Source organism: Methylomonas sp. 2F7 (assembly GCF_057126975.1).
The window spans coordinates 63,387-76,933 of sequence record NZ_CP195203.1 but is presented as its reverse complement, the minus strand read 5'-3'; the positions used below and the strand labels follow the sequence as shown (position 1 = coordinate 76,933).

General features: G+C 49.0%; 15 protein-coding genes. All 15 read right to left on the bottom strand.

The genetic code is table 11. The annotated features are described in order from the left end of the window. Positions 1-2 precede the first annotated feature (2 nt). Complete coding sequence (locus tag ACR64Q_RS00350; RefSeq protein ID WP_033193930.1) at positions 3-377, bottom strand: chemotaxis response regulator CheY; 375 nt, start codon at positions 375-377, stop codon at positions 3-5. Between the two features lie 99 nt (positions 378-476). After that, on the bottom strand, positions 477-1,223 hold the full coding sequence (locus ACR64Q_RS00345) for an RNA polymerase sigma factor FliA (RefSeq protein WP_313733221.1): 747 nt from the start codon (positions 1,221-1,223) through the stop codon (positions 477-479). Continuing rightward, entirely contained in the window at positions 1,220-2,053 is an 834-nt protein-coding gene (locus ACR64Q_RS00340) for a MinD/ParA family protein (RefSeq protein WP_062329866.1), read from the bottom strand. The genes ACR64Q_RS00345 and ACR64Q_RS00340 overlap by 4 nt, the downstream gene beginning before the upstream one ends. Before the next feature lie 31 nt (positions 2,054-2,084). Beyond that, positions 2,085-3,491 (bottom strand): flagellar biosynthesis GTPase FlhF, encoded by a 1,407-nt coding sequence (gene flhF, locus ACR64Q_RS00335; protein WP_026603051.1) that lies wholly within the window; start codon positions 3,489-3,491, stop codon positions 2,085-2,087. A 15-nt stretch (positions 3,492-3,506) separates the two neighbouring features. Next, on the bottom strand, positions 3,507-5,612 hold the full coding sequence (gene flhA, locus ACR64Q_RS00330; protein WP_026603050.1) for a flagellar biosynthesis protein FlhA: 2,106 nt from the start codon (positions 5,610-5,612) through the stop codon (positions 3,507-3,509). Between the two features lie 19 nt (positions 5,613-5,631). Beyond that, positions 5,632-6,759: a flagellar biosynthesis protein FlhB gene (gene flhB, locus ACR64Q_RS00325; protein ID WP_026603049.1), complete on the bottom strand. Its 1,128-nt coding sequence runs from the start codon at positions 6,757-6,759 to the stop codon at positions 5,632-5,634. Beyond that, complete coding sequence (fliR, locus tag ACR64Q_RS00320) at positions 6,760-7,536, bottom strand: flagellar biosynthetic protein FliR (protein WP_026603048.1); 777 nt, start codon at positions 7,534-7,536, stop codon at positions 6,760-6,762. It lies immediately after the preceding gene. Beyond that, the gene (gene fliQ / locus ACR64Q_RS00315) at positions 7,533-7,805 is read right to left on the bottom strand and encodes a flagellar biosynthesis protein FliQ (protein WP_020483676.1); all 273 of its coding nucleotides are present in this window, start codon (positions 7,803-7,805) and stop codon (positions 7,533-7,535) included. Before fliQ ends, fliR begins: the two co-directional genes overlap by 4 nt. Positions 7,806-7,814: 9 nt before the next feature. Next, the gene (gene fliP / locus ACR64Q_RS00310) at positions 7,815-8,534 is read right to left on the bottom strand and encodes a flagellar type III secretion system pore protein FliP (RefSeq protein ID WP_409521203.1); all 720 of its coding nucleotides are present in this window, start codon (positions 8,532-8,534) and stop codon (positions 7,815-7,817) included. Positions 8,535-8,553: 19 nt separating this feature from the next. Next, entirely contained in the window at positions 8,554-8,997 is a 444-nt protein-coding gene (gene fliO / locus ACR64Q_RS00305; RefSeq protein ID WP_026603046.1) for a flagellar biosynthetic protein FliO, read from the bottom strand. Then, a complete protein-coding gene (fliN, locus tag ACR64Q_RS00300; RefSeq protein WP_409521148.1) occupies positions 8,997-9,449 on the bottom strand; it encodes a flagellar motor switch protein FliN in 453 nt (150 codons plus the stop codon). The genes fliO and fliN overlap by 1 nt, the downstream gene beginning before the upstream one ends. Before the next feature lie 18 nt (positions 9,450-9,467). Then, a complete protein-coding gene (gene fliM / locus ACR64Q_RS00295) occupies positions 9,468-10,448 on the bottom strand; it encodes a flagellar motor switch protein FliM (RefSeq protein ID WP_020483680.1) in 981 nt (326 codons plus the stop codon). Then, positions 10,449-10,997, bottom strand: coding sequence for a flagellar basal body-associated FliL family protein (locus ACR64Q_RS00290; RefSeq protein ID WP_026603044.1), 549 nt, complete (start codon positions 10,995-10,997; stop codon positions 10,449-10,451). 283 nt (positions 10,998-11,280) lie between these two features. Next, a complete protein-coding gene (fbaA, locus tag ACR64Q_RS00285; RefSeq protein WP_020483682.1) occupies positions 11,281-12,360 on the bottom strand; it encodes a class II fructose-bisphosphate aldolase in 1,080 nt (359 codons plus the stop codon). A 103-nt stretch (positions 12,361-12,463) separates the two neighbouring features. Then, complete coding sequence (locus tag ACR64Q_RS00280; protein WP_020483683.1) at positions 12,464-13,450, bottom strand: transaldolase; 987 nt, start codon at positions 13,448-13,450, stop codon at positions 12,464-12,466. Positions 13,451-13,547 lie beyond the last annotated feature (97 nt).

Below are 13,547 nucleotides of genomic sequence, written 5' to 3'. Positions count from 1 at the left end.
CTTCAGCCGTCGATGCGTTCAAAAATCTTTTCGATTTTCTCTTTAAGCGTAGCAGCAGTAAAAGGCTTGATGACATACCCATTTACACCGGCCTGCGCAGCCATAATGATTTGCTCGCGCTTGGCTTCGGCTGTGACCATCAACACCGGCAGATTGGCCAAACTGGGAGTAGACCTGACGGCCTTCAATAAATCGATGCCGGTCATACCCGGCATATTCCAGTCAGTAATCAAAAAATCGATACCGCCTTTTTCCAAAATAGGCAGTGCCGTTTTACCGTCGTCAGCTTCCACAGTGTTGGTAAAACCCAGATCTTTCAACAGGTTTTTTACTATTCTCCGCATTGTCGAAAAGTCATCGACAACCAGAATACGCATATTTTTATCCAAGGATAATCTCCACCCAGATTACTTTATTGTTAAGAAACCTCTAATTTGTGGCTAATAATTGCGAAAAATTCCTGCAATAACCACATATTAGCTGCACTTTTCATTATCTTTCCCTTCCACCCAATCCGCAAGTCTAGCGCGTAAGCGCAACATCGCCTGACTACAAATTTGGCTAACCCGCGATTCGCTCACATCGAGTACCTTGCCAATCTCACGCAAATTCAGCTCTTCGTCGTAATACAGCGATATCACCAAGCGCTCCCGTTCCGGTAATTCCGAGATGGCCTTGGCCAGGGCTTTTTGAAAATTCTGTTGGACCAGCACCTCATCCGGCTGCTGATTGCCGTGCACATCGTCAATGACGCTGTCTTCGCCTTGCACCAATTCTTCGACGCTAAAGGTCTTGCAAGACACCGCGTCTTGCAGAATATGATGGTATTCGGTCAGATCGATACCCATATGCCCGGCCACTTCGGTATCCTTGGCGTCGCGTCCCAGATGGTTTTCAACCTCGCGTATCGCCTCCGCCACCATCCGGGCTTTCTTGTGCACCGAACGAGGCGTCCAATCGGAACGGCGCAATTCATCCAGCATAGCCCCGCGAATGCGGATGCCGGCGTAAGTATCAAAGCTCGCCCCTTGACCGGCGTCATAATGTTTCAGCGCTTCCAGCAAACCCAGCATGCCGGATTGAATCAAATCATCGAGCTGCACTGTGTCGGGCAACCGGCCCATCAAGTGGTAGGCAATGCGTTTTACCAGCGGCGCATGTTGAATGACTAGGGCATCAACATTTCCAGCCTGCACGGCAGCATACATTGCCGCTCCGCTCATGCAACATCCTCTTTCGCGCTGTACTGAATCATCCGTTCGACAAAAAATTCCAGGTAGCCGCCGGCTTTAGGCTTGATCGGCCAGCTGTCGATTTTTCGGGCCAAATTCTTTATCGCCAGTGCCGCTTTACTTTGCGGGAATGCTTCCACCACCGGCGTTTGTTTTTGCACGGACTTTTTCAAATATTCGTCCTGCGGCACTGCGCCGACAAAATGCAAGGCCACATCCAAATAACGGTCCGTCACTTTACTCAGCTTATTGAACAAAGCCTGTCCGTGCTCCGCCGACTGCACCATATTGGTAATGATGTGAAAACTGTTGAGCCCGTAGTCTCTGTTTAACAACTTGATATACGCATAGGCATCAGCCAGCGAGGTCGGCTCGTCACAAACCACCACGATAATTTCCTGGCAAGCACGGGCAAAATTCACCACGCTTGCCGAAATACCGGCAGCGGTATCGACTATCAACACATCCAACTCTCGGTCGATTTCGCTGAAAGCGCGTATCACGCCGGCTTGCTCGATACTCGACAAATCGGACATCCGCTGAATACCCGACGAAGCCGGAATGATTTTTAGCCCGGAAGGCCCGGTCATCATGATTTCCTTCAGACTTTTTTCGCCGCTCAATACATGCGACAAATTGAATTCGGGAAACATCCCCAACAAAATATCGACATTAGCCAAGCCCATATCGGCATCGAGTATCGCCACGCGCCTGCCCATTTTGGACAGCGCCACGCCGATATTCACGGAAAGATTGGTTTTACCAACCCCACCCTTGCCACTTGTTACAGCGATTACTCGCACCGGTTTCATATGTCTCATTTGTCTAATTCCAGCTGCCTGATCGAATGACTTATGCATGGCTTTCCGCCAGCCAATCTTCAACATTCACGTCGTCGCCATAGCCATGGTCCTGATCGACATTTTCCATACACTGCTGAATCAAACCGTTGGCATCGGGTAAGTAAATATCCTCTGGAACCTGCTGACCGTCAGTGATAAATGACAATGGCATTCGCCGCTCGATAATCGCCGACAACGCGGTACCTTTGCTAACTGCCTCATCAAACTTCGTTAGTATAGTCGCTTGTGGTTCGAGTATTCGGAACGCGTCCATAATTTCCAGCATTGCTTTATATTGCGTGGTGGCGGACATCACCAAATAGGAGCGTATAGGCAAATCGCCATGTTGCAAGGTTTTCAGCTGCTCCGCCAAGCGCATATCGCGCTGACTCATGCCGGCGGTGTCGATCAAAATCAGGCGTTTGTCGGAAAAACTATTGATATGCCTGCGCAATTCCTCCGCATCGCCCGCCACTCTGACCGGCACATCCAGGATTCTGCCGTAAGTATTGATTTGCTCGTGGGCACCGATCCGATAATTGTCCGTGGTAATCAGCGCAATCTGCCGGGAGCCGTGTTTTAAAATAAACTGAGCGGCCAACTTAGCGACTGTCGTGGTTTTACCAACGCCGGTCGAGCCGACCAATGCAGCAATACCGCCTTGATCCAGCAAGTTGTCATCGGCTATCGGCACGAGTCTAGCTAACATTTCCTGGGCTTTGCCGATGGCCAAATCGAATTGTTTATGACTACCAAGCCGGTTGGCTATCTTGCCCGCCAAATTTTTCGAGAAGCCGCACTCCAGCATCCGATCACGCAAATCGTCGTGTAAAGGTAGTCCGTGTTGGGGCATTTGCATGACTATATTCGACAGCTTACTATCCAACATGGTCCGCAGTTCTTTCATTTCCGCACGCATTTCGTCGATGAATTTATCGCCATTGTGCGCTTGCACCGGACGCGGCTCGGTCAACGGTTTTAATTTTGGATCGGCATTCGCCCACGCTGGTTTTTCGACTTGGCGAACTTTTTCGGAGATTTTCTGCGCGTTGTTATGACCGACCTGGAGTTTTTCGGCATAACCGACGTATTGATCCAGATTACGGCGTATCGGATTTTCCGGAATACTGCCTTCTGCGCCGCGTTTTCTGGCGCTGCTTAAAACATGCAACGATTTTTTTTCGGCTTCGAGATCAGGCAAATCGACTTTTTTAACTTCATTAGGCGGCGATTTTTCATCTTCGCGTTGCTTGAGATTTTTATGAATGACCTGCTCGTCAAAGTCGCGGGCCGCCACGATTTCCACGCCGCCATCCACCGAACGGTTGGACATAATCACTGCATCGGCGCCCAATTCTTCTTTGACCATGCGCATGGCCTGCCGTATGTCTGCTGCAAAAAAGCGTTTAATTTTCATCGCGCAACCTCTGTTTTATTGTCCACGCTGTCCCACTGTGGAAACCACTCGGATCTGCCGATCTTGCGGGATTTCATTATAGGCCAGCACATGTAAGCCGGATATCGAATGACGAACGAAGCGAGCCAACCAGGGGCGGATATAAGAGGACACCAACAATACTGCGGTTTGTCCTTCCATTTCCATCCTTTGCGCACTTTCCTCCAGGGATTTGTGCATCTGCTCGGCCAAGCCAGGCTCTAAACCCGCACCACCTTCGCCCGCCGTCTGCAATGACCTATGCAATATCTGTTCCAACCCTGGATCGAGCGTAATAACCGGGATTTCCGTCTGTACGCCATTGATTTCATGGACAATTGAGCGCCCCAAGGCCGCCCGTACCGCCGAAGTCAAGATGTCCGGATCTTGACTCTTCACCCCGTACTCCGCCAAAGTTTCGGCGATGGTCCGTAAATCGCGAATCGAAACCCGCTCTTGCAGCAAATTTTGTAAAACCTTCACCAAAATACCCAAGGGCAAGGTTTTCGGTACCAGATCCTCGACCAGCTTCGGTGCCACTTTGGACAAATTATCCAGTAACTGCTGCGCCTCTTCGTAACCAAACAATTCGTGCGCATTGCTTTGCAGAATATGACTGAGATGCGTGGCAACCACGGTGCTGGGATCGACTACCGTGTAACCCAGAGTTTGCGCCTGGTCTTTTTGATTGGCATCGATCCAGATAGCATCCAAGCCAAAAGCCGGGTCTTTACAAGGCGCGCCTTGCAATGTGCCGAACACCCGGCCTGGGTTAATCGCCATTTCTTTCTCGGGCATGATATTGGCTTCGCCGACGCTCACCCCCATCAAGGAAATCCGGTATTCGGTAGGCGACAAATCCAGGTTGTCCCGAATATGCACCGAAGGAATTAGAAACCCCAGCTCTTGCGACAATTTCTTGCGCACGCCCTTGATGCGCGTCATTAATTGCCCTCCCTGATTTCTATCTACTAGCGGAATCAAGCGATACCCCACTTCCAGACCAATCGCATCGACCGGCATCACATCGTCCCAGCCTAATTCCTTGATCTCGGTTTTCGCCAGCTGTTGCGGCGAGACGATGCGTTCCATTTCCAGGGCTTTTTCTTCCTCCAGCTTACGGCGTCTGTCGATAAGATAAGCACCGCCGACCAGTGTCAACGCCAGCAAGATGAACACTAGATTCGGCATGCCGGGAATGATGCCTAAGATGCCCATAACCGCCGCAGTGACCAGCAGCGTGCGCGGATCTTCGAACAGTTGCGAACTCAACTGCTTGCCGATGTCCTGCTTGCTGCCGCGAACCCGAGTGACCACCATCGCGGCAGCGACCGATAATAATAGCGATGGAATCTGCGCCACCAATCCGTCGCCGATGGTCAGTAACACATACACATTGGCGGCATCGGCGAAGCTCATGCCGTGCTGGCCCACGCCTATCGCCAAGCCGCCTATCATGTTTACGAACAAAATGATGATGCCCGCTACCGCGTCGCCGCGCACGAATTTACTGGCGCCATCCATCGATCCGTAAAAATCGGCTTCGGCAGCCACTTCTTCGCGGCGGGCACGAGCTTCATCTTGGTTGATCAACCCGGAATTCAAATCGGCGTCGATAGCCATCTGCTTGCCCGGCATCGCGTCCAAGGTAAAACGGGCGCTCACCTCCGCTACCCGTCCGGCACCTTTGGTTACCACCATAAAATTGATGACAACCAAAATCGCAAACACTACGATACCCACCGCAAAATTGCCGCCGATGACGAACGAACCGAAGGCTTCGATCACTTTGCCGGCGGCATCCCCACCCTCATGGCCGCGAATCAACACCACCCGGGTGGAAGCCACGTTCAAGGACAGCCGCAACAAGGTTGCCACCAAAATCACAGTGGGGAAGGACGCAAACTCCAACGGTTTGAGGGTGTAAATCACCACCAGCAGGATAATCAGCGAGAACGCAATATTGAAGGTAAAAAACAAATCCAGCACAAACGGCGGCAGCGGCAAGATCAACAATGCCAGCAACATCACAATCAACAGTGGCGCACCCAAGCCCAAGCCGGTCAATGCTTTCAGTGCGTTGAGTAGTTTCGTAAAATCCATAATTCAGTTCGATACCGGGCTATTGCTTAAAGTCGTCGGGTACTTGCACATCGGTGGGTGGAACCGGTTTGTTCCAGCCGTATTGCGTCGAAGCCCGTAATTGAAAAACGTAGGCCAATACTTGGGCGACCGCTAAGAATAAGCCGCGCGGTATTTCCTGATTCAGGTCGGTGGAATAATATAAAGCTCTCGCCAGCGAAGGGGCTGCGACCAAGGGTACTTGCGAGGCCATTGCCAGTTGCCGAATCTGCGCGGCTACCAAATCGGTACCTTTGGCAACCAGCAAGGGCGCGCCATTGCCGCTCTGATCATATTTTAAGGCTACCGCGAAATGGGTGGGGTTGGTGACGATGACATCGGCACTAGGCACTGCATCCATCATCCGCCGTTGTGCGGCCTCCATCTGCATCCTGCGAATTTTGCCTTTAACTTCCGGATTACCCTCTTGATCCTTGGCTTCATCGCGAACCTCCTGCTTGGTCATTTTCAATTGGCGCTGGTGATTCCACAATTGATAGGGCGCATCCAGCATCACCAACAGCAAAAAGGTAGCGCTTAAAATCACCAAACAGAAGGAAATAATATCGCCGACATGATGGATGGCTTGATCGAGGGGCAAGCGGCTCAAACCCATAAAATCGTCGAAGTACAGTTTGAACAAATTCCAGGAGACAATCGCAACCAGTATGGTTTTGATGATGGCCTTGACCAGTTCGACCAAGCCTTGAATTCCGATGATTTTTTTTATCCCGGTCAGCGGATTCAGCTTGGAAAACTTCACCTCGAAGGCTTCGCTGGTAAAGTTCCAACCGCCCAACATCATCGCCGCAGCCAAATCGGCAACCACCAATACCACCAAAAACGGCAGAATTACCCACAAACCTTCGGCAAACGCCGCCTTCAAATAAATCAAAGGCGTCGCCGGATCGAACACAGCCTCCCGCGACAACTGCAAGGGATGCCTCATCATCTCCAGCATGCTACGCCACATACCTTGCCCGAAATAGAAAAATAGCGCCGAACTGGTAATCAATGTTACAAAGGTGTTGAGTTCCTTGGACCGCGGAACCTGGCCTTTTTTACGTGAATCGGTAAGTCGCTTACCGGTGGGGTCTTCGGTTTTATCTTGACCGGAATCTTCTGCCATTTATTGCAACCTCAACAATGCACCGACCAGCGCGAAGCCGTTGTGCAGCATATCGCTAAAGCCTTCCAGCATGGTCGGCAGGCCAATCCAGATTAAGCCCATACCCAGCATGATGGTGATTGGGAAACCGACACCGAATATCTGTAACTGCGGCGCCGCTTTTGACGCAACGCCGAAACTGATGTTGACGAATAACAATGTCGCCATCACCGGCATGGCCAGCAGCAGGCCGTCAGCAAATATCAGACTGCTCCAACTGATTACCCGCCACAAGTCAGTCTTATCCATACCGATACTACCCACCGGCAAAGTATGGAAGCTTTGCGCCAACATCTCGATCAGCAATAAATGACCATCCACCGCGAGAAATAACAAGCTGCCGCTAATTACAAATAATTGGGCAATCACCGGCACCTGCACCCCAGTTGCCGGATCGACCATGGATGCAAAACCCAAACCCATGCTGTAAGCGATAGTCTGTCCGGCAAACAACATTATGGAAAAAACCATCTGTAGGATAAATCCAGTGGTCAGGCCCAAGGCAACCTGCTGTACCGCCACCAGAAACCCTTGGTAGCCAAACATTTCAATGTCCGGCATCGCCGGCAAAGTCGGCATAATTACCCAGGTAATCAATAGGCTGGCGATTAATCTTACTTTGGCCGGCACCGCTTTGACGCTAAAAACCGGCACGGTGATAAACATGGAACTGATGCGAAAGAATGGCCAGACAAACGAAGCAAGATACCGCAGTAACTCGTCTTCGCCGAAGTTCATCCTATTAGCGTAGGAATATCGCGCATCAAATCTTGGAAATAATCGATGAGCATTTGCAACATGCCGGGACCGGCTATCATCAATACCGCGATAATAGTCGCCAGCTTGGGGATAAAGGTCAGAGTCTGTTCTTGAATCGAGGTTGCGGCCTGAAACATGGACACCAGCAAACCAACAACCAAGGATGCAATCAAGATGGGCCCCATTAATTTTAAGGAAATCAATACGGTGTCCTGGGCTATTGCCGAGATGGTTTCCGGTGTCATCATCGGCTTGGCCTATACGTAAAAGCTGGCTGCCAGCATTTCCATCACCATGGTCCACCCGTCCGCCAGCACAAACAACATAATCTTGAACGGCAACGAGACGATCATCGGCGACAGCATCATCATACCCATGGACATCAATACACTGGCTACCACCAGATCGATGACCAGGAACGGCAGAAAAATCAGGAAACCTATCTGAAAAGCAGTTTTCAACTCACTGGTCACATAAGCCGGCACCAACAAGGAAAACGGCACATCTTCCGGTTTATCGATTTGCTCGCGGCCGGAAATCCGCACAAAGGTATCCAAATCCGCCTCGCGGGTTTGCTTGAGCATGAACTGTTTGAACGGCTCCGAGGCATTTTGCAACGCAGTTACGGCGTCAATTTTTTCTTCCATATAAGGCTGCACAGCAGTTTCATTAACCTTTTCTAACACTGGCATCATGATGAAAATAGTTAGAAATAGCGATAGCCCCAATAACACTTGATTGCTTGGCGCTTGCGCGGCACCTATGGCTTGGCGCAGCAGGCCCAGTACGATCATGATGCGAGTAAACGAAGTCATGGATAATAACAATGCCGGCAACAAGGTCAGCATCGTCATCAACGCTAAAATCTGGATGGTGACCGTGTAGGTTTCGCCGCCTTTAGGGTTGCTGGTCACCGTAATGGCATCTATGCCTACTGCGGCGTAAACAACTTCCGGTAAAAACAGTAAGCTGATCATCAGGCACGAAAAAATCAACTTAATCATGGTGCTTACCTTGCATGACTTGCAGCAATTTCTTGGCAAATACGCTGGTTTCCTGCCCCTCTGCGCTATTCATAAACAAGCGCTGGTCGCCTTCGAGCTCAAGCAGTTTATCGATACGTCCGCTACTAACACCTAACAGTAGCTGTTTCTCACCGACTTTAACCAACACCAATTTTTCGCGCATACCCAACGACAATCCGGCCAACACCGCTAGCTGACTTTTACCGACAAAAGCCAAACTACCGCTTTTACGTAATAGCCACACCGACAGAAAAAATAGCGCCAATACCAATAACAATGCCAACAGCCATTGTGCGACATCTCCGGAAGTCACTACTTTCGCGGTCTGCCTGGGCAACGCAGCGGTTTCGTCAGCCCATACAGCAGGTGCAATTAATACCGAAATAATTTGGGTAGCCAAGCGAGATAAAGACATCAGCCTAGCTTTCTGACCCGTTCCGACGGACTGATAATGTCGGTCAGCCGAATACCAAACTTGTCGTTGACCACCACTACTTCGCCGTGAGCGACTAAAGTACCATTCACCAGCACATCCATCGGTTCGCCTGCAAAACGATCCAACTCCACAACTGAGCCCTGGTTTAGCTGCAACAAATTTCGAATATTGATTTTGGTTCGACCGATCTCCAGCGACACCGTCACCGGCACATCGAGAATGACGTCCAGTTTGACTTCATCATTGCTAGGACCGTTATTTCTGGATTTTTGCTCGCTAAACTCGGGGAACTCGGCGGCGGCAAAACCTTGCTGAGAGCTCTTGGCGGCGTTTGCTTGTTCCTTCAGCGCGTCGCCCCAATCAGCTTCAGCATCGGCTTGCTCGCTCATCGCTGCGGCCCAGTCGTCGCCGATTTCGTCGTTTTCACTCATGCTTATCCTTCCCTGCTGTTAAATATTATCCAGCGTCATTTTTTCTGTAATTTCGATGGCGTAGTTACCATCCGAAAGACCCAATTTGCCTCGAAAAACCGGTACGTCTTCAACTTCGAGTAATACGGTTTCCGGCATTTCTATAGGAATCACGTCGCCCTTTTTAAGTTCAATCACTTCACTGATAGACATTTCTTTTTCTATCAGTTTACTGTTGACGATCACTTCGCTACGCATAATTTCGACTCTTAGCGAATCTTGCCAACGGCCATCGACCTCACCTCGGTCGCTGGTTACCGCATCCAGCAACTCTCTAATCGGCTCAATCATGGAATAAGGCATCGCGATATTGATATCGCCGCCGCCGCCTTCCAACTCCACATGGATAGTGGAAATCACCACTATTTCCGAAGGACTGACGATGTTAGCAAACTGCGGATTCACTTCCGAATTGATATATTCAAAGTCGATATCCATTACCGGCTTCCAGGCTTCAGCCAAATCCTTGAAAATCATATCGATAATCAGCCGAATAATGCGCATTTCGGTTGGGGTAAACTCCCTGCCCTCAACCTTGTTATAAAACTGACCGCCACCGCCGAAAAAGTTATCGACAGCGGTAAAAACCAAACGCGGTTCCATTACGATTAATGCCCGGCCGCGTAAAGGCGACATCCGAATAACATTCAAATTTGTGGGTACGAATAAGCCCTGAATGAATTCAGAAAACTTCTGTACCTGAATCCCGGAAACGGAGATTTCCGCAGCGCGCCTTAAAAAATTAAATAACGCTATCCGGAAATGGCGAGCAAAACGCTCATTGACCATTTCCAAGGTGGGCATCCGCCCCCGGACAATCCGTTCCTGACTATTAAAATCGTAGACTCTAGCCGTGCCCCGACTATAGTCATCATCAACTCCTGTATCGACATCACCGTCGTCCACGCCATGCAGTAACGCATCGATTTCGTCTTGTGATAATAGATCGGCGGTTGACATTTATTGCATTACAAATTCAGTGAAGTACACATCTTTAACGGTATTTTTACCGGCCATTTTTTCCAAAACTTTGCCAATTTCTGCCTGCATCATAGCTTTTAGTTCTTGCTTTCCTTCCAAGGTTTTCGCTTTTTCCGCACCCACCGCACTAATGGCCATCAACAAATTATTGCGTATCATCGGCTCATGTTTTTTCATTGCATCCTTACTCGCCTCGCCTTTCATCAGTATTGTCAGGGAAATTCTGATCACTTTTGCGCCAGAGCCGGCGGGAAAATTAACCAATAAGGGACTTGGTAAATCATAATAAACATCAGGCTCAGCGACTTTTTCATGGTCGGCTTCTTCTTCATGCGCGGCTTCTTCCTTGTGCTCCTCCTTGCCGTGCTTGGCATCACCTTCTTCTTTATGCTCGGCGTCAGCTGGCTTATTCAGAAAGAAATAAGCCCCACCTCCTGCGCCAGCCAAAATCAATATAACCGCGGCGATTATTATGATTATTTTCTTGGAAGACTTCTTACCTTCGTCTTTCCCATGGGCTTCTGCCATTTTCCACCTTTTAAATTTTTACAGCACAATACGCGCCAAAATACTCAAGTTCAATCAGACCACAGCCCTAAAAACAGCTGGATTTGATCATACAAGAAAAAACATCGTTTTAGAATAATAGTATAGCCGTCACTTGAAAGCAGTTAGGCATAAAGCGGAGTTCAGGTATGCAAAATATACCTGGAAGAATTGTAGCTCCTAAGTCAAATTTTTGACTCAGATTGTGAATGTTTTACAGAAAGGACTGCAAAGACCTCATGGCCTTTGCAGTTTTATCAAGATATTACAGCGAATTAACGGCGTTTAATTCTTGGAAGGCTTGCTCTAAACGAGTCACCATGCCAACTTGGCCGGCACGTTGCCAAACCCGTGGGTCATAGTATTTTTTGTTCGGCTTATCAGCACCTTCCGGGTTACCGATTTGGCCTTGCAAATAAGCTTCGTTTTTCTTGTAAAACTCCATCACACCGGCCCAAGATGCCCATTGAGTGTCGGTATCGATGTTCATTTTAACGACGCCGTAGCTGATAGATTCTTTAATCTCTTCTGGAGAAGAGCCGGATCCACCATGGAACACGAAGTTCAATGAGTTTTGCGGCAAGCCGAATTTTTCTGAAACGTATTTTTGCGAGTTAGCCAAAATTGTCGGCGTCAATTTAACGTTGCCCGGAGAGTAAACACCATGAACATTACCGAACGACGCAGCAATAGTGAATCTGTGGCTGATTTTGCTCAGTTGCTCGTAAGCGTAAGCAACATCTTCCGGCTGGGTATACAACGCAGAATGATCCATACCGCTGTTGTCGACACCGTCTTCCTCGCCGCCGGTACAACCCAGTTCGATTTCAAGAGTCATACCCATTTTGGACATGCGCTCCAGATATTTACCGCAGATTTCAATGTTTTCTTGCAAGCTTTCTTCGGAAAGATCCAGCATGTGCGAGCTGAACAATGGCTTGCCGGTTGCAGCAAAGTGCTTTTCACCCGCATCCAACATGCCATCAACCCATGGCAACAATTTTTTCGCCGCATGGTCGGTATGTAAAATAACAGGGACGCCATAATGCTCAGCCAAAGCATGCACGTGATGAGCGCCAGAGATCGCACCAACAATTGAACAACCTTGCCCTTCCAACTTCAAGCCTTTACCGGCAACAAATGCCGCACCACCATTGGAGAACTGAATCACAACCGGCGACCTTACTTTCGCCGCTGCTTCCAATACCGAGTTGATCGTATCGGTGCTGATCACGTTCACAGCAGGTAAAGCAAATTTATTTTCTTTGCAAATTGCAAAGATTTTTTGTACATCTTCACCGGTTACGACACCGGGCTTAACAACATCTAATATTTTTTGAGACATGCCATAAATCCTGCTTAGAAATCGGGTTGCTCAATAAACAGGCAACCCGAGAAATTCGTAATGGAACACTGGCAACAAGAACAACTCGCTGCCAGCTATCTTTTTAAGCTTCCAAACTAGCCAAACGCTCTGACAACAATTTTTCCAAAGCTTCCAAAGCTTTGGCGAAGCCGTCGATGCCTTCAGCCAATTTTTCTTTGGCCATACGGTTTTCTTCGTGCATCCGCTCAAAAGTTGCTTTATCGACAGTGATTTTTTCGATTGCGGCGTTCGCTGCATTAGCAGGATCCAGTTTACGCGGCAGGTCACCTTCAACGGATTGCAGTTCAGCCAACAGCGATGGAGCAATAGTCAACAAATCACTACCGGCCAGTTCGGTAATTTCACCGATGTTTCTGAAACTTGCACCCATTACTTCGGTTTTGTAACCGAACTTTTTGTAGTAGTTGTAGATTTCAGTTACTGACAATACCCCTGGATCTTCAGTCGGGGCATAAGAGTCGCGGCCGGTGTCTTTTTTGTACCAATCCAGAATGCGACCGACGAATGGCGAAATCAGTGTGATGCCGTTTTCTGCGCAAGCAATCGCTTGATGCAAGCCAAACAACAACGTCAGGTTGGTGTGAATGCCTTCTTTTTCCAATACAGCAGCAGCTTGGATACCTTCCCATGTTGCAGCAATTTTGATCAGCACGCGCTCTTTAGAAATACCGGCGGCTTCGTATTGTTTAATCAGGTCCCGGCCTTTGGCAATGGTTCCTTCAGTATCGAAAGATAAGCGCGCATCTACTTCGGTTGATACACGACCCTCGATGATTTCCAGTATTTTTAGGCCAAAAGATACCGCCAAACGGTCAAATGCCAAAGAAACGACATCCGCGGCAGCGGCGGCAGCACCCAAGGTTGCTCTTGCACCTTTCAACGTATCATCAACGATACCTTGATACTGCGGCATTTGCGCGGCAGCGGTAATCAATGATGGATTAGTGGTCGCATCGCGTGGTTTAAATGTTTCAATCGCTTGAATGTCACCGGTGTCGGCAACAACAACAGTCATTTCGCGGAGTTGTTCGAGTAAATTTTTTGCCATAGGATTATCCTCAGATGTGTTGTTAATTTTTCCCCCTCGTTTGAACCGAGCTTTACAAGTAAAAGATGTTCAGCAATTCTTGCAGGAGATTGATTGC